This is a genomic window from Kitasatospora sp. NBC_01302, assembly GCF_035976515.1.
Classification (GTDB): domain Bacteria; phylum Actinomycetota; class Actinomycetes; order Streptomycetales; family Streptomycetaceae; genus Kitasatospora.
On record NZ_CP108404.1, the window covers coordinates 1,387,962 to 1,409,906 of the forward strand.

The window sequence follows — 21,945 nt, forward strand, 5'->3', positions numbered from 1 at the left end:
CGATGCCGTCGTCCGCCGACGGCAAGCGAATTGCGCCGTCGGCGGCCGGAGTTCAGGCGACGCCGCGGATGCGGTGGACCAGCGGGGCGGCGAGCAGGGTGACCACGGCGGTGAGGGCGTAGAGACCGCCGTAGCCGCCCAGGTGGGACACGACGGGAGCGGCCAGGGCCGGAGCGAGCACCTGGGGACCGGAGTTGGCGATGTTGATGATGCCCAGGTCCTTGGCGTGGTCGGCGGCGACCGGCAGCACCTGGGTGACCAGGGCCTGGTCGACGGCCAGATAGATGCCGTACCCCGCGCCGAGCACGAACGCCGCAACGATGGTGACCGGCCAGCTGTGGAACAGCGCCAGGAGCAGCGCGGCGGCGGCCATCACCACGCAGGAGAAGACGACCAGCGCCCGGCGGCGGCCGGTGCGGTCCGAGATCGCACCGGCGGGGATCGCGGTGAGCAGCGCGGCCGCGGTGTAGACGGCGGTGAGGACGAGGACGCCGCTGTCGGGCGACGGGTAGTGCACGGCGTCGGTCAGGTAGTAGAGCAGGTAAAGGGTGCCGATCGCGTTGCCCAGATTGATCAGCAGACGGGTGAGGAAGGCCCAGCCGAAGTCGGGGTACCGGCGGGGGCTGACCCAGTAGCCGGCGGCCAGCGTCCGGAGGCCGAACGGGGCACGCGCCGCGGGCGGGAGAACCGGGTCGCGGCAGAAGAGGACGAAGGGCAGCCCGAGCACGACGACCGCGATCGCGGTCCCGCCGTAGCCGGCCAGGACGCCGCCGCCGAGCACCGTCACCAGCCCCGCGCCCGCCACCAGCCCCAGCGACTGGCTGATCCCCGTCCAGCCGGAGACCACGGCCCGCTGCCCGACCGGGACTTGGTCGACGACCGGCGTGGTGACCCCCGCCAGCATGACGTTCAGCCCTGCCTGCGCCAGCGCCCACCCGACGATGACACCGGGCAGCGAGTGCCGGCCCGCCGTGTACAGCAGGCCGCCCGCGCCGAGCAGCGCACCCAGCACGATCCACGGCCGACGACGTCCGAAGCGGGAGGTGGTGCGGTCCGAGACCGCACCGGCCAGCGGGTTGACGAGCATCGCGACGAGCGCGCCGACCCCGGTGACCCACGACAGCAGGTCGGCCTTGTGCGCGGCGTCGAGGCGTTCGAGCTGCAGCGGCAGCAGGATCTGGATCGGCGTGAAGAACCCCAGGAAGACGGCCAGGTTGGCCAGGCTCAGCGCACCGATCCAGCCGCCGCCGACCCGGCCCCGGAGCTCGGCCACCGCCACCACCGGCACCGGCACGGCCGGCTCGGTCGCTCTCCCGGGCCCCGCGGGCTCGCCACTGATCATGAGCAGTACTCACTTCCGGCCGGGTCAGGTGGGTCCGGAGCGGGGCGCTCGCCTCCCGCTCCGTCGGGAGTGCTCAACTGCCTTGCCGGCTCCGGGTGATCAGGTCACGGCGAGAAGTATCCATCCGGGGAACGGGCGACGGAAGCCGTCGGGAGTGCGGCGCATGCACCCTGCCTGCGAGCACAGCAAGTTCCTCTCCCGGCCCCTCCAAGGACCCCGGAGCTGCCTTGAGTGCCGGTGTCGGTGATGGTCGATCAGGTCCCGGCACCAGGCGTACGACGCCTTCGGTGTTCGCCGCCGCGTCGCGAAGTCGACGTGGACGAGGCCGAAGCGCTGCTGGTCACCCTCGGGCCGTCGAACACCCTGGCATCGTGTTCGCCTTCCGGCCTCAGGCCGCGCGGGCGGACCGCACGGGCTGGACCCGCCTGCCGGACCGACCCCTGGTACTGGCGTCGACCGCGTGGAAGACGAGTGCGCTGCTCGGCCTGGACTACGGAGCGGCCGTGATGCTCGGGGCCAGTCGCTGGGGATTGACGTCGCTGGTCAGCGCGCCTGCGGTGAAGCCGACGGGCAGCGGGACGATCAGGGCGGGGCTGTGCAGCCGGCTCGCCAGGATCTGCGAGCCGACGGCGAGCACCAGGATCAGGACCGCCCCGATGAGGATCCGGTTCGTCCTCACGTCCCCTCCGGCCAGGACGATTCACTGGACGAGCTGATAGAGGCTCGTGCCGGCTCCCGCCGGAGCGGGCGCGAACGTCGCGCAGAGCAACGTCACGAGCGCGGCCGCGTACCTCAGGTGGGCAGGCCGGTGACGACGAGGTCGAGGAGCATGGGCCGCAGTCACTTCTCCCATGGCGAGATGCCCCATCTGACGGTGTGCCGCTCGCCCGGTCCGAGGGCGACGATCGACGTACCGCTGCGGAAGGCGTCCGGCGGGCAGGACATCGGTTCGATGGCGACCGCCCGACGACGTTCCCTCTCCGGCAGGGTGTCGCCGGTGTACACCTGCAGGAAGTCCGCCCCCTCGCCGAGCCAGACATCCGTACCCTGTTCCCCCGACGGGTGGGCCAGGCGTACCACGGCGCGACCGCGGGCGTCCCGGTCGAGATCGCCGAACGGGGTGTCCAGGTGCTGGGCGCCGATCGCCCTCGGTGTGCGGAAGTCGTACGGGGTGCCCGCAACCGGTTCGGCGGCCACGGGCAGGCCCAGGTCGTCGGTACGGAGCCAACTCCGCGCCGGCACGGTCAGCACCGCTTCGTCGACCGCGGCCGTACCGACGGTGAGGTAAGGATGCTGGCCGACGCCGTACGGCGCGACGCTCGCGCCCTGGTTCAGCGCGGTCACGGCCACCTCGAGGCCCTCGTCGCCCAGGACGTACTCGGCTCGGATCCGCAGGTGGAAGGGGTAGCCGGGCTGCGGCCACAGCGTGACTTCCAGCACGGCTCGGCTGTCCGCCACCTCCAGCACCTGCCACGAGGTCCAGCGGAGCAGACCGTGGATCGCGTTGCCGTTCACCGGCTCGGTCAGCGGAAGTTGCAGGTCCTGCCCGTGCCACCGGTAGCGGCCGCCCCCGACCCGGTTCGGCCATGGCACCAGGAGTTGGCCGCGTCCTCCCGTGATCCGGCCGTCGGCAGCGAAGCCGTCGAGAACCGGACGTTCGCCGATCGCGTAGTGCCGAAGGGCGCCGCCCAGCTCGACGACGACCACGGACTGGCTCCCATGACGCAGTGTCAGCTGCCGTCCGGTCCGGCTCTCGCGCACGCGGCCTCCTCGCACTGCCTGAGGGCGGATCCAACCCACGAGCCCGAGCGCCGTGGCGGCCCGACGAGTCCGGGCCCCTCGATCGGCAGGGTGCGGGCACGCAGGGTCCAAATCAAGCGAGACACGATCCCGCCTTTGGAACAGCTCGGCGGGTTCGCCCTTTGAGACGATTCCTGGCGCGCCGGGCGCCCTTCAGCTGTCCGGTGACGTTCTGAGCCCGTCGGCACCGAGCAGCTCCAACGCCCTGGCGACGGTCTGCTCCGGGGAACCCGCGAGCGGCACCACGTACGGGTGCTCGTCCGCCGCCGGCTCCTCGAAGTCCTCGAACTGACTCGCCAGCAGCTCGACCGGGAAGAAGTGGCCCCGCCGCGCGGCCAGCCGCGACGCGATGAGCTCCCGGCTCCCCTGCAGGTACAGCAGCCGAACCTCCGGCCGCCCGTCCCGCAGATAGTCCCGGTACGATCGCTTCAGCGCCGAGCAGGCCACGACGCCCGACGCGCCGCTTGCGATCTGTTCATCCATCCACCGCGTGACCCGGCCGAGCCACGGCCACCGGTCCGCATCGGCGAGCGGATGACCGGCGGCCATCCTGGCCCGGTCCTGTGGGGTGTGGAGGTCGTCCGTCTCCAGGAAGGACAGCCCGAGCCGTTCGGCCAGCATGGCCGCCACCGTGCTCTTGCCTGACCCGGAAACGCCCAGAACCACGAGGATCGTCGTCCGGCGCGGTGGATCCGCGCGCTTCGTTGCCATGCCACGATCCTCCGAGCACTCGTGGGCTGTCGCCTCCCGCAGTGCTGCCGGGGGTGTCAGCGGCCGGTTCGGATGCTGATCCGCCGCCAGATCGCTCGTTGGAACCTGAGCGTGAGGACACCCACCGCGGGGACGATCGTCGGCAAGCCGAGCGGCTCGTCCGGTACCGCTCTCCGGGCACGACCGGGACAGGCCGAGGCCTGTCCCGGTCGTGCCCGCCGATGCCTGGCAGGCACGTGACTGGTCCATCCGGAGTACCCGGTGGGCAGGCACGTCCTGCCTGGTCACAGCGGATTCCGGGATCATCGGCAACAGACGTGGAGCGCATGCTCGCGGCTGGTCGGATAGTGGAACGCAGGGGATCTTCCCGAGATCGCGGAGACACCATGGACCGCTATCCGCCTATCGCCGACCACGGTCTGGTGGGCGACCTGCAGACCGCCGCGCTCGTCTCGTCCCAAGGGGTCGTCGACTGGTTCGCAGCTCCTCGGTTCGACTCACCCAGCATCTTCGCCGCCCTGCTCGACCACGACCGGGGCTGCTACTTCCTCTTCGCCCCGGAGGAGGCGGATGTCACGTACAAGCAGCTCTACTACCCCGACACCGCCGTCCTGGTGACCCGGTTCATGTCCCCCGACGGGGTCGGCGAGGTGATCGACTGCATGCCACCCGACCGGACGGGCACGCCCACCGACCGGCACACGCTGATTCGCGTCGTGCGCGCGGTGCGGGGCACTGTGCGGTTCGTCCTGGACTGCCGTCCGCGGTTCGACTACGGCCGTGCCCCTCACGAACTCGATCTCCAGGGCGAGACCGCGGTGTTCCACGCCCCGGAACTGGCCGGATACCTGCAGAGCACCTTCCCCGTGGAACGCAACGGGAACGACGTGCGCGGAGAGGTCACGCTGAACGCCAGGGAGCTGGCGGGTGCCGCCTTCACCGTCTGCGTCCCGGACGGGGCCCCGCCCGCGCCGATCACCGTGGAGGAGCTCAGTGACCGGCTCTTCGACATCGGCAACTTCTGGCAGGGCTGGCTGCGCACCTCCACCTACCGCGGCCGATGGCCGAACATGGTGGGCCGCTCCGCCATCACGCTCAAACTCCTCACCTACCACCCCACGGGCGCCCCGGTCGCCGCGGCGACCATGGGCCTTCCCGAGCAGATCGGTGGCGAGCGCAACTGGGACTACCGCTACACCTGGGTCCGTGACGGCTCGCTGTCCGTCCGAGCGCTGCTCGACCTCGGATTCGCCGAGGAGGCCACCCGGTTCACCCACTGGCTGCGCGACCGCCTGGCCGAACGAGCGGGGTCCGACGGCGAGCGTCTGCAGATCATGTACCGGGTCGACGGCGATCCCGACATCCCCGAGGTGATCCTCGACCACTTCGAGGGCTACCGCGGCTCGGCCCCGGTCCGGGCCGGCAACGCCGCCATGGACCAGTTGCAGCTCGACATCTACGGCGAGGTGCTCTACGCCCTGGCCGAGGGCGGCACCGTGGGCCAGCACACGGGCTATCACGGGTGGAAGGGGCTCGCCGCCGCCCTGGACTGGCTCGCCGACTCCTGGGACCGTCCCGACGAGGGCATCTGGGAGACCCGCGGCGGACGCAAGGACTTCACCTACAGCCGGGTGATGTGCTGGGCCGCCTTCGACGCCGGGCTCCGTCTGGCCACCGAGTTCAGCAGGCCCGCCGACCTCGCGCGCTGGACCACCGCCCGCGACGCCATCCTCGAGCAGGTGATGACCCGCGGGTGGAGCGACAAGGAGCAGGCTCTCGTCCAGCACTACGACGGGGACGTGCTGGACGCGTCCTTGCTGCTCATCCCCCGGGTCGGCTTCCTCGCGCCCAAGGGCCCGGGCTGGCTGTCCACGCTGGACGCCATCGACCGCAAACTCGTCTCCGACAGCCTCGTCTACCGCTACGACCCGGCCGCCTCGCCCGACGGTCTACGAGGCTCCGAGGGCACGTTCAGCCTCTGCACCTTCCTCTACGTCGATGCGATGGCCCGGGCCGGCCGGACCGAGCAGGGGCGCTACGCCTTCGAGAAGATGCAGACCTACGCCAACCACGTCGGTCTCTTCGCCGAGGAGATCGGGCCGAGCGGGGAGCAACTGGGCAACTTCCCCCAGGCGTTCACCCATCTCTCGCTGATCATGGCCGCCACCACCCTCGACGCGGCACTCGACCGGGAACAGGCTCGCTGAGCATCCATGGCGACCCGCACAGGATCCCCCGGCCCACCACCGCTGAGTTCGGCCGAGTTCCGCGCGCTCTACCAGCGCGTGCGACGCGAGGCCGTCCGGGGCACCGCCGACCGCGGGGCACTGGACACCCTCACACCGACGCAGGTGCTGGCAGCTGCCGGTGAGGTCCGATCAGGTCGAACCGTCTCGCTCGCCGCCGTCCTGGAAACCCGGGCGCGCCCCGGCAACCCCGAGCCGTGCGAGCACCAGATGACCGGCGTCGTCGACGGCAGCATCGAGGCGAACGGCCTGCAGTTCGCCTCGGACCGCTTCGCCATGAACGTGCACGGCGACGCCGACGGCCACATCGACGCCCTGTGCCATGTCGTCTACGACGGCACCCTGCACAACGGCGTGGCCGCGAGCAGCCTGACCGCGACCGGGGCGACGAAGCTGTCCATCGACGTGGCGCGGGACGGAATCGTCGGCCGCGGCGTGCTGCTCGACATTCCTCGTCTGCGCGGCGTGCCGTGGCTCGAACCCGGCGACCACGTGACCGGAGAGGAACTGGCCGCCGCCGAGAGCGCGCAGCATCTGCGAGTCACCCGGGGGGACCTGCTCTTCGTGCGGGTCGGCCATCGCCGCCGTCAGCGCGAACTCGGGCCGTGGAACGCGGCCGAGGCTCGCGCCGGGCTCCACCCCACGGCCATGGGGTTCCTGGCGGACCGGCAGGTCGCGGCGCTCGGCAGCGACGGCAACAGCGACACCGCTCCCAGTACCACGGAGGGGGTGGCCTTCCCGGTGCACGTTCTCGGCATCCACGCCATGGGCCTGCACCTGCTGGACTACCTGCAGTTCGAGGATCTGGTGCCGATCTGCGAGGAGCAGGGCCGCTGGTCGTTCCTCTGCGTGATCGCCCCGCTCCGGCTTCCCGGCGCCACCGGATCACCGGTCAATCCCATCGCGGTCCTGTGACGTGCGAACACCCGAGAACGGGAGCCCATGGCAACACCAAGTTCTACGGGCGGCGCTCTTCCGGCTGCGCCCCCAGGACTTCGGCGAGCTGCGCCACCACGACGGCAACCCGATCGACCGGCTGCGCTGAACGCCCACTGGTCCGCGCCGGACAGCGGCCGAACCGGAGGGTCCCCGGTCGGGCTAGAGGTTGTCGCCCGGTGCCTGAGCCCCTCGCGTATCGGAGTCGGTGAGGGGTTCCAGCTCGCCGAGCGTGTCGAGACGGTAGAGCAGGACGAGGGCCGGCCCGACCACCACGACCGCGATCACCGTGACGATCGCCAACCAGCGCAACGTGTGGGCGGCTCCAGCGGCCTGTGCCACCGTCAACGAGGTGGGCAGCAGGTACGGGCGCTGGGCGAGGCCCCAGGCGCCCACGGTCAGGGCGACGCCGGCCACCGAGGTGCAGCGGCACCAGCGGTACTCCCGCCGCGCGAGCAGCAGTGCGGTAAGGGCGGCGGCGAGGGCAGCGAGGATCACGAGCGCCAACCCGGCCCCATGGGTGAGGCCGTGCCGGACGTGGGCGGCGTCGTGGTGGGTGACGGGGATGCCGATGACCGCCAGCACCACGATGACTCCGAGGCTGCAGAGCGCTCGGAGCCGGAAGTACCGGACCAGGTCGTCGGCTCCGAAGCGGCGCGCGTCCGCGGTGAGGAAGACGGCGCCGAGGTACGCGGTGGCCGCGACAGTGAGCAGCCCGGCAACGATGGAGGTGGGATTGGCCCAGGCGTCGGAGGAGGCCGTGGTCCCGGGCGCGACCCGGCCGGCGGCGATGCCGCCGATGACCACGCCGAAGAAGAAGGGGGTGAGCAGTGAGGAGACCGCGAAGACCGCGCCGTAGATCCGCCGTCCGGCCAGGCGCCGGGTCGGCTTGCGCAGGGCGAAGCCTGCGCCGCGCAGGACCAGGCCGATGGCGGCCAGGGCCAGTGGCAGCCACATGGCGTCGAAAACGGCCTGGAACATCGTGGGGAAGCCGGTCCACATGATGATGAAGACGAAGATCAGCCAGACGTTGTTGGCCTCCCAGACGGGTGCCATGGCATGGTCGATCAGCCAGCGGGGTCGCTCGCCGCGCTCGGCTCCCCCGGCCAGCAGGTCCCAGAAGCCGGCGCCGTAGTCGGTGCCCCCGGCGCAGGCGTAGGCGGCGATTGCCAGCACCAGCACCCAGGAGATCGCGTCGGCCATCACGACGCGCCACCAGGTGGCCGCGGCGTGCCGGGATCCGGCGCGGCTCCGGTGGTTGCCGCGGTCGCTTCCCTCGGGCCGTACGGAGTGCCGGCCTCCGGACCGATCGCGCCGGCCCGCCCGGCCGGGCTCTCGTCGGCGATCCGCCAGCGGGTGCGCATCTTCAGCAGCACGGCGAGGAAGGCGCCGAAAATGAGCACGTACACGGCCACCACGATGCCGAACATCGTCCACAGTGAACTCGCGCGGGTGGCGGTGACCGCGTCGGAGACCCGCATGTTGAAGTAGACGATCCAGGGTTGGCGGCCGACCTCGGTGGTGATCCAGCCGCACTCCACGGTCAGCAGACTGGCGGCCCCGGCGACGGCGGCGCAGCGGAAGAACCACCGGGACCGGGGGAGGTCACGGCGGCGCCACCAGCACCACGCGTACCAGAGGGCGAGCAGGATCAGCAGGCTGCCGATGGTGGCCATGATGTCGAAGGTCCAGTGGACGATGGTCGCCTGGGTGGCGGTGGGGCGGTCGTCGGCGGCCACCGAGGTCAGGCCGGTGACCTGGGTGCTGGGCTTGAATCCGGCCAGGATCGAGTCGAGTTGGGGGATCTTGATGCCGCCGGAGATCGTTCCGTCCTCGTTGAGGCGCCCGAACAGGTACTCCGGCACGTGGGTGTCGGTGTTCCAGACCATCTCGGCGGCGGCGAACTTGACCGGCTGTTTGTGGAAGACCTGCCGGGCGAGGTTGTCGCCCAGGAAGAACTGGACGGGGGTGAGGATCGCGGCGACGGTGAACGGCACGGTGAAGCCGAGCCTGTGGTAACGGTCGCGGCGTCCGCGCAGCCAGCCGACCGCGTAGACCCCGGCGACCACGTAGCCGGCGGTCAGGAACATCGCCACCGCGAAGTGCCAGTACTCCGGACCGAAGATCGGCGTGAAGATCGCCTGCCGCACGGTGACGTCGACCGGATTGCCCTGGGCGTCGAGGGTGAAGCCCTGCGGGGTGTTCATCCAGGAGTTCGCCGCGATGATGCCGAACGCTCCCAGCAGCGCGGCCAGCGGCAGCGGCGCGCCGAGCCAGAAGTGTGTCCAGGGCCTGAGCCTGCGCCAGCCGTACAGGTAGATCGCGATGAGGACGGCTTCAAGGAAGAACGCCCAGGCCTCGACGCCGAATCCGAGACCGAACACGTCCCCCCAGCGGCCCATCATCCTCGGCCACAGCAGCCCGAACTCGAAGGAGAGGACGGTGCCGGTGACGATCCCGATGGCGAACTGCACAGCCATCACCGCCGACCAGCGCCGGGCCAGCTTCAGGGCCACGGCATCGCCCTTGCGCAGCCCGCGGTAGTGCATCAGGAGCGTGATCAAGGGCAGCGCGACACCGAACGGGACCAGGAGGATGTGGGAGCCCAGGGTGAAGGCCATCAGCTCGCGCGCGGGCAGCATCTGGGGCGGGGCGCTCGCGAGAAGAAGCGTGGTGCTGTGCATGTGTGCCTCGATGGCTCGAGCCGGGTGGCGCTGGGTCAGTGAGCGGGCCGGGCGGGGTCGGTCGGAGCGCGGGTTCCGGCGCAGGTGCCGCGCGCTCGCGGCGCGCCCCGGAGGCGGACACGATCGACCGGGTGAGCAGCGCTCCGAGCCTGCTGCGGAAGCCGGTGAACCGCTCCCGGGCGTCCTTGGCCGACTCTAGGCGCACTGGTACAGCAGCGGCTGGAAGAGGTGGGCGCAGCGGTCGACAAGGGTCACGGCGACGGGCGACCGGCGCGGCGCCCGCGCGGCGAACAACCCGGCGACTCCCCCGCCGAGGTCCGTCACTCGGCGGGGCGTGATGTGGTCCTCCATCGAGGTGTCAGCCGCCGGTGGCGAAGCCGGGAAAGAGCGTCATTCCGCCGTCCACGTAGAGCGTCGTGCCCACCACGTAGTCGAGCAGGTCGGAGGCGACTGCCACGACGGCGTTGGCGATGTCCTCCGGGTCGCCGACGCGGCTGTAGGGGATCAGCCGCAGGAGGTCGGCCTCGGCCTCGGGGGTGTCCCAGGCGTCCTTGTTGATCGGGGTGCGGATGGCGCCGGGAGCGACGGCGTTCACCCGGATCTTCCTGGGCGCCAGCTCTTGGGCGAGCGTCTGCATCATCATGCCGACGCCGCCCTTGGAGGAGGCGTAGTTCACGTGCCCCGACCAGGGAATGATCTGGTGGACCGAGCTCATGCAGATGATCTTCCCGGCGGCGCGGGACACCTCCGGGACGACACCACGCCGCAGGAACTCCTTGGCCGCCTCCCGGGCGCAGAGGAACTGGCCGGTGAGGTTGACGTCGATGACCTTGTGCCACTGGGCGAGTGTCATCTCCGTGACGGGAGCGTCCCGCTGCAGGCCCGCGTTGGCGACCATGATGTCGATGGTGCCGAGCTCGTCCACCATGCGCGAGACCATCTGGACGACCTGCTCCTCGTCGGACACGTCGGCCTCGTGCGCGTAGGAACGGACCCCGAAGGCCTCGATCTCCGTGACCACCTTCTCGGCTTCGTCCGCGCCGACGACATAGTTGACGACGACGTCCGCGCCGGCCCGGCCGAGTGCGATCGCCGTCGCCTTGCCGATGCCGGAGTTGGCACCGGTCACCAGCGCCTTCTGCCCGGCCAGGAGCTGTGAGTGGATCACCCCGCGATTCCCACCGACACTGCCTGCCACGACTTCTCCTTTCGGATCTGTGGGCGGCCCGGCGGTCAGTGGCGGACTGCCCGCCTCCTGTGCCCATGCTCTGTCCAGGCTCCACACCCTCTCGGCGAGGGAAGCACCACCAGGCACGACAAGCCCGAAGCGCCGCGCTGTGCTCACCCGTTCGATAGTGGGCGCCACGCAATCGGGCTACCGGACGCCGCACGGTCCGGAGGTGTCGGGTACCTCGTCTTCAGCGGACTCGGCGCCTGGACCGGGGTCGGGGCGGGCACGCCGGCGATTCCCAGCCTTCCCGCGTGGATGCCCGTAAGACGCTGTCAGCCGCGGAGCCGGTCACGGACCCAGGCGTGGAACGCGCCGATGTGGTGCTCGCTCGGCACCAGCACACCGCCGGTCCGGTAGGCGCGCGAGTCCATGGCGGGCTGGCAGCGCTCGCACGCCTCGAAGTCCTGGAGGTTGACCCGGTGGAACAGCTCCACCGAGCGGGAGACGTCGCGGCCCGCCTCGACGACGTCCTTGAGGAAGAGCCAGTCGCACTCCACGACGGTGCGGTCGGCGGCGAGCGGGAACATCCGGTGCACGATGACATGGTCGGGCACCAGGTTGACGAACACCTGCGGCTTGACCGTGATCGCGTAGTACCTGCGGTCCTGGTCCGCGGAGACGGTCGGGATCCGGTCCACGCCCGCGCTGCCGTCGACGGTGAAACCCTCGGCGTCGTCGGCGAACTCGGCGCCGTGGCCCACGTAGTACTGCGCCGCGTAGCCTCCGGCGAACTCGGGTAGCACATCGGTCAGTTCGGGGTGGATGGTGGCACAGTGGTAGCACTCCATGAAGTTCTCGACGATCAGCTTCCAGTTGGCTCCCACCTCGTAGCGGATCCGGCGGCCGACCGCGAGCTCCTCGGTCCGGTAGCGCTCGATCGCCTCGGGATCGCCCAGGCGCTGCGTCGCGGCGCCGATCACGTCGGCCTCGAAGGACGGCGGCTCGTCGGCCAGGCAGACCCACACGTAGCCGAGCCACTCGCGCACGTGCACCGGGACCAGGCCGTAGGTGGTGCGGTCGACGTCCGGCATGCTGGTGAGGTTGGGCGCGGCGACGAGCTTGCCGTCCGGGCCGTAGGTCCAGGCATGGTAGGGACATTGGAAGTTCCGCTTGACCTCGCCCTGCTCCTCGGTGCAGAGCCGCGCGCCGCGGTGGCGGCAGATGTTGAGGAAGGCCCTGACGCTGTCGTCCCGGGACCGGGTGACCAGCACGCTCTCCCGGCCGACCTGCACGGTCCGGAAGCTGCCCGGCTTGTCCAGGTCACTCGCGCGCACGGCGCAGAACCACATCTGCTCGAATATCTTCTCCTGCTCCAGCGCGAAGGTCTGCGGGTCGGTGTAGGAGGAGCCCGGGAGAGTGCGGATCAGGCTCGGCGGGAGCTCGCTCGCGGTCACGGCGGTGGGCCTTTCGTCGGAGGAAGGCACGGCTGGAGATGGATCCGGATGACGGCCCCGGTCCGCCCGACACCTGTTCAGCGGCGGATGCGGGCCATCTTCGGGTCGAACAGCGGCTCCTGCGTGACGGTTGCGGGCAGCCGCTCGCCGAAGTACTCGACCTCCACCCTGCGGCCGGGGTCGGCGGCGGCGCGCGGCAGCCACGCGTAGGCGATGGAGGCGCCGATGCTGTACCCGTAGGCGGCGCTGGTGACGTACCCCGCGGGAGCGCCGTCGGCGTACACCGGTTCCTTGCCCATGACGACGGCCCGCGGGTCGTCCAGCAGGAGGCAGACGAGCCTGCGCGCCACCGTCTCCTCGGTCGTGCCGAGCAGCGCGTCGCGGCCGAGGAAGTCCCCCTTGTCCATGCGCACGGCGAAGCCGAGCCCGGCTTCATAGGGGTTGTGCTCGGCGGTCAGGTCGGTGCCCCAGGAGCGGTAGCCCTTCTCCAGGCGAAGACTGTTGAAGGCGCTGCGTCCGGCGGCGACGATGCCGAGCGATTGTCCGGCCTCCCACAGGGTATCCCAGAGCTTCTGCCCGTTGTCGGCCGTGGTGTACAACTCCCAGCCGAGTTCGCCGACGTAGGACAGCCGCATCGCGGTGACCGGCACGTTGCCCAGGTACGCCTGCTTCGCCCTGAAGTAGCCGAAGCCCTGGTGCGAGAAGTCCGCGTCGGTGAGCGGCTGGACCAGGTCACGGGCGAGCGGTCCCCACAGGCCGATGCAGCAGGTGCCGGCGGTGGTGTCGCGGACCTGGACCGAACCGTCCGACGGGAGACGGCGGATGAGCCAGTCGAGGTCGAGGTTGCCGTTGGCACCGAGCTGCCAGCGTTCGCCGCAGCCGCGGCCCGGGCCCAGCCTGGCCACCGTCAGGTCGCTGCGCACCCCACCGGTCTCGTCCAGCAGCAGGGTGTAGGTGACGGAGCCGACCGGCTTGTCGAGCTGATTCGTCGTCAGGTACTGCAGGAACGCCTGCGCGCCGGGGCCGGTGACCTCCAGGCGCTTGAGCGCCGTCATGTCGTACATCGCGACGCGCTCGCGGGTGGCCAGGGCCTCGGCGCCGGCGATCGGGGACCAGTAGCGGGAGGCCCAGGCGCCGCGCCCGGGGATGCCGGCGACCTCGGGCAGCGCCTGGTTGGCCTCGTACCAGTGCGGGCGCTCCCAGCCGGAGGCCTCCAGGAAGAAGGCGCCCAGGTCCCGCTGGCGCGCGTGGAAGGGACTGACCCGCAGCGGGCGGGGGTCCTCCATCGGCTGCAGCGGGTGGATGATGTCGTACACCTCGACGAAGTTCTGGCAGCCGCGCCGGTGCACGTAGGCGGGGGCGAGCTGCCCCGGCTCGAAGCGGTTGAGATCGCACTCGTGCACATCGGTGCGCGGGGTGCCTTCGACCAGCCACTGCGCCATCGCCCGTGCCACACCCGCGGAGTGGGTCACCCACACCGCCTCGGCGACCCAGAAGCCGCGCAGCTCGGGCGCCTCGCCCAGGAGGGGGAAGCCGTCGGGGGTGAAGGAGAAGATGCCGTTGAAGCCCTCGTCCACCCTGGCCCGGGCGAGCGCGGGCAGCAGCGCCTGCGAATCGGCCCAGGGCTGCTCGAAGTCCTCCTTCGTGAAGGGCAGCATCGAGGGCATGACCGGACCACCGGGGGCGGGCACCTCGCCGAGATCGACGGGCATCGGGCGGTGCGCGTAGGAGCCGATGCCGATGCGGTCACCGTGCTCGCGGTAGTACAGGTCGCGGTCCTGGTGGCGCAGGATCGGCTTGGAGGCTTCCAGCTCCCCGGTGTTGCAGCCGGCCAGCGCCGGAACCGGGCTGGTCCTGGCGTACTGGTGGGCCAGCGGAACGAGCGGGACGGCGAGCCCGGCCATCCGGCCGATCCTCGGCCCCCAGAACCCGGCGCAGGAGACGACCACGTCGGCGGGGAAGCTGCCCTGATCGGTGACGACGGCGGTGACCCTGCCGTTCGCGGACCCGATCCCGGTGACCGTGTGGTGCGCCATGAACCGCGCGCCGCGCCCGATCGCACGCCGGGCCTGCGCCTCGCCGGCGCGCACCGCCTTGGCGAGGCCGTCGGTGGGCACGTGGAAGCCGCCCAGGATCCGGTCGCGGTCCAGCAGCGGGTGCAGGGCGACGCACTGCCCGGGGTCGAGCAGTGCGCCCGGCACCCCCCAGGAGGCGGCCAGCCCGTGCTTGCGGGTCAGCTCGGCGAGCCGCTCGGGGGTGGTGGCGACCTCGAGTCCGCCGAGCTGCTGGAAGCACCACTGGCCGTCGAGGGTCAGGGCGGAGTACTTGCGGACGGTGTAGGAGGCGAACTCGGTCATGGTCCTGGAGGAGTTGGTCTGGAAGACCAGTCCCGGCGCGTGCGAGCTCGACCCTCCGGTGGCGAACAGGGGTCCCTGCTCGAGCACCGTGACGTCGGTCCAGCCGCGCGCGGTGAGTTCGTCGCTCAGCGCGCAGCCGACGATGCCGGCACCGACGATCACGACCCTCGGTTGAACTGTCAAAGCATCCGTCCCCTCGGGAGGTGGCTGCGGCGGCTGAGCCCGACAGTACGAGTTGCACATTACGCATCTGCTTGCGCGATGAGAAACAGGGTCGGGCCCACATCACAAGCTGTCAAGACCCGCCACCGGGCCCGGCCGTATGCCATCCGAGCGTCCTCCCTTGACAGGGATATGGGGCCCTTCCATACTCGCCGACAAGTTGCGCATGGAGACAAACGTCTCGTATCGCGCAACTCGCGAGAAAGGCGGCGCCTGTGCCCCCATCCCTCGACCCGGCCTGCCTGCTGATCGACGGCGCCTGGACGCCGGCCGAGGACGGCCGACAGCGAGCGGTCGTCAATCCCTTCGACTCCTCGACCCTGGCAGCGGTCGCCGAGGCGTCCGAAGCCGACACCGACCGCGCGGTCCGCGCCGCCCGGTCCGCCTTCGACGAGGGCTCCTGGGCCCGCGCGCCGTCCGCGCACCGCGCGGGCGTGCTCACCGCCACCGCCGACGCGCTCCAGTCGCAGCGGGAACAGCTGGCGCGGCTGGAGACGCTCGACACGGGCAAGACCCTGGCCGAGAGCCGGATGGACGTCGACGACGCCACCGCCGTCCTGCGCTACTACGCGGCGCTGGTGACCTCGGACGCCGGCCGGACGATCGACACCGGGCGGCCGGACGCGATCAGCCGGGTGGTCCACGAGCCCGTGGGCGTCTGCGCACTGATCACACCGTGGAACTACCCGCTGCTGCAGATCGTCTGGAAGCTCGCTCCCGCCCTGGCGGCCGGCAACACCGTGGTGGCGAAGCCCAGCGAGGTCACACCGCTGACCACGATCCGTCTCTTCCGGCTGCTCCAGGCGGAGTTGGAGCAGGCCGGCGCGCCGGGCGGAACAGCGAACCTGGTCCTGGGCGGTGGCGCGGTCGGCGCCGCACTCGCCCGGCATCCCGCGGTCGACCTGGTCTCCTTCACCGGCGGCCTGGCCACCGGTCGCTCGGTGATGCGGGCGGCGGCCGACACGGTCAAGAAGGTCGCCCTGGAACTCGGGGGCAAGAACCCCAACATCGTCTTCGCCGATGCCGACCTCGACGCGGCCCTCGACTTCGCGCTCACCGCCGCCTTCCTGCACTCCGGCCAGGTCTGCTCGGCCGGCTCGCGACTGCTGCTGCACCGCAGCCTGCACGCCGACTTCACCGCCGAGCTCGCCCGCCGAGCCGACCTCATCCGGCTCGGCGACGGGCTCGACAAGGGCACCGAGACCGGCCCGCTGGTCTCCGCCGAGCACCGCCGGAAGGTCGAGGACCACATCGCGGGCGCCCTCGCGGCGGGCGCCGTGCTCCGCGCCGGCGGCAGCCGGCCCACCGAGCCCGAGCTCCAGGCGGGATTCTTCCCGCGGCCCACCGTCCTGGACGGCTGCCACCCGGGCATGGCGGTGATCCGCGAGGAGGTGTTCGGCCCCGTCCTCACCGTCGAACTCTTCGACGACGAGGACGAGGTGGTGGCCCTGGCCAACGACACCCCGTACGGTCTGGCGGGCGCCGTGTGGACGCAGGACACCGGACGCGGCGAGCGCGTCGCATCCCGGCTCCGGCTCGGCACCGTCTGGATCAACGACTACCACCCGTACGTGCCGCAGGCCGAATGGGGCGGCTTCAAGCAGTCCGGCACCGGCCGCGAACTCGGCCCGTCCGGCCTGCGCGAGTACCAGGAGTCCAAGCACATCTGGCGCACCATCACCCCCGCCGCCCAGCACTGGTTCGGTGGCTGACGCGGCATCACTGCCCTCCCCCGGCCGCCACGTCCGCACCTGCCGACTCCACCCGGTCCGCGCCGCAAGCACGTCCCCCGACCCCCTTGCCTGCCACTGGAGCGACCATGAGCAACCCGGGAACCACCAGGACCACCGCGCCCCCACCCACCAACGACTCCACCGACCTCGCGCGCTTCGGCTACCAGCAGGAACTCCAGCGCTCCCTCGGTTCCTTCTCCAGCTTCGCCGCGGGCTTCAGCTACATCTCGATCATGACCGGCGTGTTCCAGCTCTTCGGCTTCGGCTTCGCCTCCGGCGGCCCGGCCTTCGTCTGGACCTGGCCGCTGGTCTTCATCGGCCAGGGGGCCGTCGCCCTCTGCTTCGCCGAGATGGCAGGCCAGTTCCCACTGGCCGGTGGCGTGTACCAGTGGTCGAAACAGATCGCGCGACCGGTCGCCTCGTGGATGGCCGGCTGGATCATGACCATCGGCGCGATCGTCACCGCGGCCGCCGTCGCCGTCGCGTACCAGGTCATCCTGCCGCAGGTCTCGCTGGCCTTCCAGGTCGTCGGCGGCGCCGCCGACGCCGGAGTGACGACCACGCCGAACGGCGCGCAGAACGCGATCGTCCTCGCCCTGGGCCTGGTCGTGTTCACCACGATCGTCAACATCGTGGGCGTCCGCCTGATGGCGAAGATCAACAACCTGGGCGTCGCCGTCGAGCTCATCGGCGTCACCCTGCTCATCATCATGCTCGCGGTGCACATCAAGCGCGGCCCACAGGTCGTCCTGCACACCGCGGGCACCGGTGCCGGTCACTCGTGGGGCTACCTGGGCGCCTTCCTGGTGGCGTCGATCATGAGCGCGTACGTCTTCTACGGCTTCGACACGGCCGGCATGCTGGCCGAGGAGACCACCGAGCCGCGCCGCCACGCCCCCCGGGCGATCCTGCGGGCCGTCACCGCCGCCTTCCTGGCCGGCGGGCTGCTCATGCTCGTCGGGATGATGGCGGTCGGCAACATCAACGCCTCGGAGCTCGGCACGCTCGGCATGCCCTACCTGGTCAAGTCCACCCTCGGCACCGGTCTGGGCGACGCCTTCCTGATCTGCTCGGCGATCGCCATCACGGTCTGCTGCCTCGCCGTGCAGACCGCCGCCATCCGACTGCTCTTCTCCATGGCCCGCGACGGACGCCTCCCCTTCGGCGCCGCGCTGGCCAAGGTCTCCCCCAGGTCCAGCACCCCGGTCGCGCCGGCTGTCGTCACCGGCGTGCTGACCATCGCCCTGCTGCTCGTCAACATCGGCAACCAGCGGGTCTTCTACATCCTCACCTCGGTCGCCATCATCCTCTTCTACCTGCCCTACCTGCTGGTCACCGCCCCGATGCTGCTGCGCCGCCTGCGGGGCCGGTGGCCGCGCGCGGACCACGGCCCGTACTTCTCCCTGGGCCGCTGGGGTCTGGTCGTGAACATCGTGGCCGTCGGCTACGGCGTGGCCATGACCGTCAATCTGGCGTGGCCGCGAGCCGCCGTCTACGGCGACGACCACTGGTACTACACGTGGGGCGCCATCGTCTTCACCGCGGTGGTCTCGGCCGTCGGCGGCCTGCTGTACCTGCGCTACGGCAGCCGCGGCGGCACACCGCAGCACACCGCCGCCGAGCCGGTGACGAACGATGGCCTGGCGACCGAGGCCTGACGATCCGTCAAGTATCGTGCCGACGGGACGGCCGCGGGACCACCCTGTGCCCCGTTCCGCCGGCCACCCGACGGCCGACTACTCCAGGCGGAGATAGCCCAGCCGGGCCGAGACCTCCTCCGCCGCGGACCGGACCGCGGCAGCCACCTCGGGAATGCGGTGCTCGGTCAGCCGGAAGGACGGCCCGGAGGCACTGATGGCCGCCACCACCTGCCCGTTGTGCGCCCGCACGGGCGCCGCGACGGCGTTGAGTCCCGGCTCCAACTCCTCGACGCAGTAGGCGAAGCCGTCCGTGACGGCCAGCTTCAGCTGCGCGAGCAGGGCACCGGGATCGGTCACGGTGCGCGGAGTGTAGCGCACCAGGGGGGCGGCGGTCCTTGCCTTCAGCGCCTCCTCGGGCAGGTACGCCATGAGCACCTTTCCGCTGGACGTCGCGTGCAGCGGCGTGCGCTGACCGACCCAGTTGTGCGTGGTCAGAGCCGATGGGCCGAACACCTGGTCGATATTGACGGCCTCGTTGCCGTCGAGGATCGCCACGTTGATCGTCTCCGCGACCTGGACGGCCAGCCGCTCGCAGACCGGACGGCTCTGCTGGGACAGGTCCATCCGGACCGTGGCGGCGCCGGCCAGCCGGACCAGGCCCAGGCCCAGGCGGTACTTGCCGCGCTCCCCCGGCTGCTCGACCAGGCCGCGCATCTCCAGGGCAGCGGCGAGGCGGAAGGCCGTCGACTTGTGCACACCGAGCTCCACCGCGAGTTCGGTGACACCCGTCTCACCACGGCGGGCGAGGATCTCCAGGATGGCCACGGCCCGGTCGACGGACTGCACCGGGGACTCCGCCCGCCGCGAGGGGCCCGGCCCCCCAGGGGACCCACCGTTCTGACTGTTGCTCATAGCGCAACATTATGCACAGCTTCCCGCCGATGGCATTCGTCCCCTTGACAAGCCCTCAGCAGCTCGAAAGCATGTTGCGTAATCCGAATCGTGTTGTGCAATACGATACACCTCGAGCGGATTCGAGGTTCCGAAGCTGGAGGCTCCCATGATCACGGTGTGCCGGATCGACGAACTGCCGCCCGGCGAAGCGCTCCGAGTGACGACAGGCGTACCGGCGCCGATCGCCGTCTTCAACGCCGACGGGACCCTGTACGCCGTCGACGACACCTGCACCCACCAGGACGCCTCGCTCGCCGACGGCTGGTTGGCGGGCTGCTTCGTCGAATGTCCCCTGCACGCGGCCTCCTTCGACCTCCGCACCGGTCGACCGACGTCTCCGCCGGCCAAGTCGGCGCTGCGGACGCACCGGGTCACGGTGGAGGACGGATGCGTCGTCCTGCACGTCACGGTCGGCGAGCCGGCATGACGTCCATCGCCGTGGTCGGCGGCTCACTGGCCGGCCTGAGCACCGTCCGCGCGCTGCGCGCCGAGGGCTACGACGGCTCGATCACCGTCATCGGCGAGGAACGCCACCACCCGTACGACCGGCCGCCGCTGTCCAAGGGCTTCCTCAAGGGCGGCCTGGAGGCCGGCGCGCTCGCGCTCGGCAGCTCCCCGTCTACCGGCGCCACGGGCATGACGTCGCCGTGCTCGCCGTCGTACTTGGATGGTTCGCCGGTGCGTCCAGGCGGGATGCCCGGCGTCGCGCGCCTGGCGGGAATTGTGAGACACGGCCTAGAGGGGGCCCACGCCGAACGGATCCGTGCGGGCCGCGGGAGCTCGGTGCGGATCAGGTGCTCCCGCGGTGGCGGTAGAACTCGGTGTGGTCCGGTTCGAGGGGAGTGTTGCCGAGGATGAGGTCGGCGGCCTTCTCGGCGAGCATCATGACGGGGGCGTAGATGTTGCCGTTGGTCACGTACGGCATCGCGGACGCGTCGACCACATGCAGCCCGTCCAGGCCGTGGACCCCCAGGGTGGCCGGGTCGAGGACCGACATCTCGTCCGTGCCCATCCTGGCGGTGCACGAGGGGTGCAGGGCGGTCTCGCCGTCCTTGGCGACCCACTGCAGGATCTCCTCGTCGGTCTCGACCTGCGGTCCGGGCGAGATCTCGCCGTCGCTGAACTCGGCGAAGGCGGGCTGCTCGAGGATCCTGCGGGTGACCCGGATCGCCTCGACCCATTCCCGGCGGTCCTGAGCGGTGGAGAGGTAGTTGAACCTGAGAGCCGGGTGCTCGCGCGGGTCCGTCGACCTGATCTTCACCGAACCCCGGGCGTCGGAGTACATCGGGCCGATGTGCACCTGGTACCCGTGCCCGCCCGCCGGTGCGGAGCCGTCGTAGCGCACCGCGATCGGCAGGAAGTGGAACATCAGGTTGGGGTAGTCGACGTCCTCGTTGCTGCGGACGAAGCCGCCGCCCTCGAAGTGGTTGGTCGCGCCCGGGCCCGAGCGCAGGAAGAGCCACTGCGCGCCGATGAACGGGCGCCGCCACAGCTTCATGGCGGGCTGCACGGACACCGGCTGCTTGCACGCGTGCTGGACGTACACCTCGAGGTGGTCCTGCAGGTTCTCACCGACGCCGGGCAGGTGCTGGACGGCGTCGATGCCGAGCGTGCCCAGCTCCGCCGCGTTGCCGACGCCGGAGAGCTGCAGCAGCTGCGGGGAGTTGACGGCGCCGCCGGAGAGGATCACCTTGCCTCCCCGCACGCGGTGCGTGGTGCCTCCTCGGCGGTACTCCACACCGACCGCGCGCCTGCCCTCGAAGAGGACACGACCGACGTGGGCGCGGGTCTGCAGGTCGAGGTTGCGGCGGCCGAGCACCGGGTGCAGGTAGGCGCGGGCGGCGCTGAGCCGGCGCCCGCGGCGCAGGTTGCGGTCGAAGGGGGCGAAGCCCTCCTGGCGGTAGCCGTTGACGTCGTCCGTGAGCGGGTAGCCGGCCTGCTGGACCGCCTCGAAGAACGCGGAGAACAAGGGGTTGGCGACCGGCCCGCGCTCCAGGACGAGGGGGCCGTCGTGGCCGCGGAAACCTCGGCCGTCGGCGGCCGGGCCGCCGGCTTCCCGGTCGGCGAGGCAGTTCTCCATGCGCTTGAAGTAGGGGAGGCAGTGGGCGTAGTCCCAGTCCTTCATGCCGGCGTCGGCGCCCCAACGCTCGTAGTCGAGCGGGTTGCCGCGCTGGAAGATCATGCCGTTGATGCTGCTGGAGCCACCGAGGACCTTGCCCCGGGCGTGGTAGATCTTCCGCCCGTTCATGAAGGGCTCCGGCTCGGACTCGTACTTCCAGTCGTAGAACCGGCTGCCGATCGGGAAGGTCAGGGCGGCCGGCATGTGGATGAAGACGTCCCAGGGGTAGTCCGGCCGGCCCGCCTCCAGCACCAGCACCCGGTTGGCCGGGTCCGCGCTGAGCCGGGCCGCGAGCGCGCAGCCTGCCGACCCTCCGCCGACGATGATGAAGTCGTACTGCTTCAAGGCCATGGTGTCCTGCCATTGCTCTCGGGGCGGTGACGCCGTCTGCGCAAGTCTGGCGAGGTTGCTGCGGGTTGCAGTGGGGGGGTTCCGGCGGGTTCGCGAGGGCACGGTGACGCGCGGCGCCCGTCGTTGCCGCTGAACAGCAAGTTTCTCCACAAGAAACTGTGTTCACAGTGCGCAACAGTTTCGGGACCTACTCGGGGATCGTCAAGGCCCCCTGCCATCCTCTGG

Annotated in this window: 19 protein-coding genes; 7 read left to right on the forward strand and 12 right to left on the reverse strand. The window is 70.9% G+C overall.

Annotation, left to right across the window (positions count from 1 at the left end; all coding sequences use genetic code 11):
• Window positions 1–52 precede the first annotated feature (52 nt).
• The 5 genes from OG294_RS06250 to OG294_RS06270 all read right to left on the reverse strand — a co-directional run bounded on the left by OG294_RS06250 (window position 53) and on the right by OG294_RS06270 (window position 3,853).
• Window positions 53–1,342: an MFS transporter gene (locus OG294_RS06250; RefSeq protein WP_327065405.1), complete on the reverse strand. Its 1,290-nt coding sequence runs from the start codon at window positions 1,340–1,342 to the stop codon at window positions 53–55.
• 99 nt (window positions 1,343–1,441) lie between these two features.
• Entirely contained in the window at window positions 1,442–1,873 is a 432-nt protein-coding gene (locus OG294_RS41015) for a family 1 glycosylhydrolase (protein ID WP_442789312.1), read from the reverse strand.
• On the reverse strand, window positions 1,833–2,021 hold the full coding sequence (locus tag OG294_RS06260) for a hypothetical protein (RefSeq protein ID WP_327065406.1): 189 nt from the start codon (window positions 2,019–2,021) through the stop codon (window positions 1,833–1,835). The genes OG294_RS41015 and OG294_RS06260 overlap by 41 nt, the downstream gene beginning before the upstream one ends.
• A gap of 161 nt (window positions 2,022–2,182) precedes the next feature.
• Complete coding sequence (locus tag OG294_RS06265) at window positions 2,183–3,103, reverse strand: aldose 1-epimerase family protein (protein ID WP_327065407.1); 921 nt, start codon at window positions 3,101–3,103, stop codon at window positions 2,183–2,185.
• A 192-nt stretch (window positions 3,104–3,295) separates the two neighbouring features.
• Complete coding sequence (locus tag OG294_RS06270) at window positions 3,296–3,853, reverse strand: gluconokinase (protein ID WP_327065408.1); 558 nt, start codon at window positions 3,851–3,853, stop codon at window positions 3,296–3,298.
• A gap of 386 nt (window positions 3,854–4,239) precedes the next feature.
• Between OG294_RS06270 and OG294_RS06275 the strand changes: the two genes are divergently transcribed.
• Genes OG294_RS06275 through OG294_RS06285 form a run of 3 tightly spaced genes read left to right on the forward strand, consistent with a single transcriptional unit; the run spans window position 4,240 to window position 7,144 of the window.
• A complete protein-coding gene (locus tag OG294_RS06275; protein ID WP_327065409.1) occupies window positions 4,240–6,060 on the forward strand; it encodes a glycoside hydrolase family 15 protein in 1,821 nt (606 codons plus the stop codon).
• Between the two features lie 6 nt (window positions 6,061–6,066).
• Window positions 6,067–7,014 carry a cyclase family protein gene (locus tag OG294_RS06280; RefSeq protein ID WP_327065410.1) on the forward strand — a complete coding sequence of 316 codons (948 nt, stop codon included), beginning with the start codon at window positions 6,067–6,069 and terminating at the stop codon, window positions 7,012–7,014.
• A 1-nt stretch (window position 7,015) separates the two neighbouring features.
• Window positions 7,016–7,144, forward strand: coding sequence for a hypothetical protein (locus OG294_RS06285; protein ID WP_327065411.1), 129 nt, complete (start codon window positions 7,016–7,018; stop codon window positions 7,142–7,144).
• A gap of 53 nt (window positions 7,145–7,197) precedes the next feature.
• On the opposite strand, the gene OG294_RS06290 is transcribed toward OG294_RS06285, so the two are convergent.
• From OG294_RS06290 to OG294_RS06310, 5 genes are all read right to left on the reverse strand, one after another.
• Entirely contained in the window at window positions 7,198–8,238 is a 1,041-nt protein-coding gene (locus tag OG294_RS06290; RefSeq protein ID WP_327065412.1) for a cytochrome d ubiquinol oxidase subunit II, read from the reverse strand.
• Window positions 8,238–9,719, reverse strand: coding sequence for a cytochrome ubiquinol oxidase subunit I (locus OG294_RS06295; protein ID WP_327065413.1), 1,482 nt, complete (start codon window positions 9,717–9,719; stop codon window positions 8,238–8,240). The genes OG294_RS06290 and OG294_RS06295 overlap by 1 nt, the downstream gene beginning before the upstream one ends.
• A gap of 358 nt (window positions 9,720–10,077) precedes the next feature.
• Window positions 10,078–10,917, reverse strand: coding sequence for an SDR family oxidoreductase (locus tag OG294_RS06300; RefSeq protein ID WP_327065414.1), 840 nt, complete (start codon window positions 10,915–10,917; stop codon window positions 10,078–10,080).
• 305 nt (window positions 10,918–11,222) lie between these two features.
• Window positions 11,223–12,344 carry an aromatic ring-hydroxylating oxygenase subunit alpha gene (locus OG294_RS06305; RefSeq protein ID WP_327065415.1) on the reverse strand — a complete coding sequence of 374 codons (1,122 nt, stop codon included), beginning with the start codon at window positions 12,342–12,344 and terminating at the stop codon, window positions 11,223–11,225.
• Window positions 12,345–12,421: 77 nt separating this feature from the next.
• Window positions 12,422–14,944: a GcvT family protein gene (locus tag OG294_RS06310; RefSeq protein WP_442789113.1), complete on the reverse strand. Its 2,523-nt coding sequence runs from the start codon at window positions 14,942–14,944 to the stop codon at window positions 12,422–12,424.
• A 194-nt stretch (window positions 14,945–15,138) separates the two neighbouring features.
• Between OG294_RS06310 and OG294_RS06315 the strand changes: the two genes are divergently transcribed.
• Window positions 15,139–16,635 carry an aldehyde dehydrogenase family protein gene (locus OG294_RS06315; protein ID WP_327065417.1) on the forward strand — a complete coding sequence of 499 codons (1,497 nt, stop codon included), beginning with the start codon at window positions 15,139–15,141 and terminating at the stop codon, window positions 16,633–16,635.
• A 107-nt stretch (window positions 16,636–16,742) separates the two neighbouring features.
• Window positions 16,743–18,314, forward strand: coding sequence for an amino acid permease (locus OG294_RS06320; RefSeq protein WP_327065418.1), 1,572 nt, complete (start codon window positions 16,743–16,745; stop codon window positions 18,312–18,314).
• A 78-nt stretch (window positions 18,315–18,392) separates the two neighbouring features.
• Here OG294_RS06320 and OG294_RS06325 read toward each other — a convergent pair whose 3' ends face one another.
• A complete protein-coding gene (locus tag OG294_RS06325; protein ID WP_327065419.1) occupies window positions 18,393–19,142 on the reverse strand; it encodes an IclR family transcriptional regulator in 750 nt (249 codons plus the stop codon).
• A gap of 214 nt (window positions 19,143–19,356) precedes the next feature.
• On the opposite strand from OG294_RS06325, the gene OG294_RS06330 reads away from it, so the two are divergent.
• Entirely contained in the window at window positions 19,357–19,677 is a 321-nt protein-coding gene (locus tag OG294_RS06330; RefSeq protein ID WP_327065420.1) for a bifunctional 3-phenylpropionate/cinnamic acid dioxygenase ferredoxin subunit, read from the forward strand.
• Window positions 19,674–20,108: an FAD-dependent oxidoreductase gene (locus OG294_RS41020; protein ID WP_442789114.1), complete on the forward strand. Its 435-nt coding sequence runs from the start codon at window positions 19,674–19,676 to the stop codon at window positions 20,106–20,108. The genes OG294_RS06330 and OG294_RS41020 overlap by 4 nt, the downstream gene beginning before the upstream one ends.
• Here OG294_RS41020 and betA read toward each other — a convergent pair.
• Window positions 20,041–21,720: a choline dehydrogenase gene (gene betA / locus OG294_RS06340; protein ID WP_327065421.1), complete on the reverse strand. Its 1,680-nt coding sequence runs from the start codon at window positions 21,718–21,720 to the stop codon at window positions 20,041–20,043. The two genes, OG294_RS41020 and betA, sit on opposite strands and share 68 nt — an antisense overlap.
• Between the last annotated feature and the right edge of the window lie 225 nt (window positions 21,721–21,945).

What these genes read in the sequence shown, in the direction of transcription:
- OG294_RS06250 (WP_327065405.1), bottom strand. Translation starts at nt 1,342, where the DNA reads ATGATCAGTGGCGAGCCCGCGGGGCCCGGGAGAGCGACCGAGCCGGCC.
- OG294_RS06270 (WP_327065408.1), bottom strand. Translation starts at nt 3,853, where the DNA reads ATGGCAACGAAGCGCGCGGATCCACCGCGCCGGACGACGATCCTCGTG.
- OG294_RS06275 (WP_327065409.1), top strand. Translation starts at nt 4,240, where the DNA reads ATGGACCGCTATCCGCCTATCGCCGACCACGGTCTGGTGGGCGACCTG.
- OG294_RS06280 (WP_327065410.1), top strand. Translation starts at nt 6,067, where the DNA reads ATGGCGACCCGCACAGGATCCCCCGGCCCACCACCGCTGAGTTCGGCC.
- OG294_RS06290 (WP_327065412.1), bottom strand. Translation starts at nt 8,238, where the DNA reads ATGGCCGACGCGATCTCCTGGGTGCTGGTGCTGGCAATCGCCGCCTAC.
- OG294_RS06295 (WP_327065413.1), bottom strand. Translation starts at nt 9,719, where the DNA reads ATGCACAGCACCACGCTTCTTCTCGCGAGCGCCCCGCCCCAGATGCTG.
- OG294_RS06310 (WP_442789113.1), bottom strand. Translation starts at nt 14,944, where the DNA reads ATGTGCAACTCGTACTGTCGGGCTCAGCCGCCGCAGCCACCTCCCGAG.
- OG294_RS06320 (WP_327065418.1), top strand. Translation starts at nt 16,743, where the DNA reads ATGAGCAACCCGGGAACCACCAGGACCACCGCGCCCCCACCCACCAAC.
- OG294_RS06330 (WP_327065420.1), top strand. Translation starts at nt 19,357, where the DNA reads ATGATCACGGTGTGCCGGATCGACGAACTGCCGCCCGGCGAAGCGCTC.
- OG294_RS41020 (WP_442789114.1), top strand. Translation starts at nt 19,674, where the DNA reads ATGACGTCCATCGCCGTGGTCGGCGGCTCACTGGCCGGCCTGAGCACC.
- betA (WP_327065421.1), bottom strand. Translation starts at nt 21,720, where the DNA reads ATGGCCTTGAAGCAGTACGACTTCATCATCGTCGGCGGAGGGTCGGCA.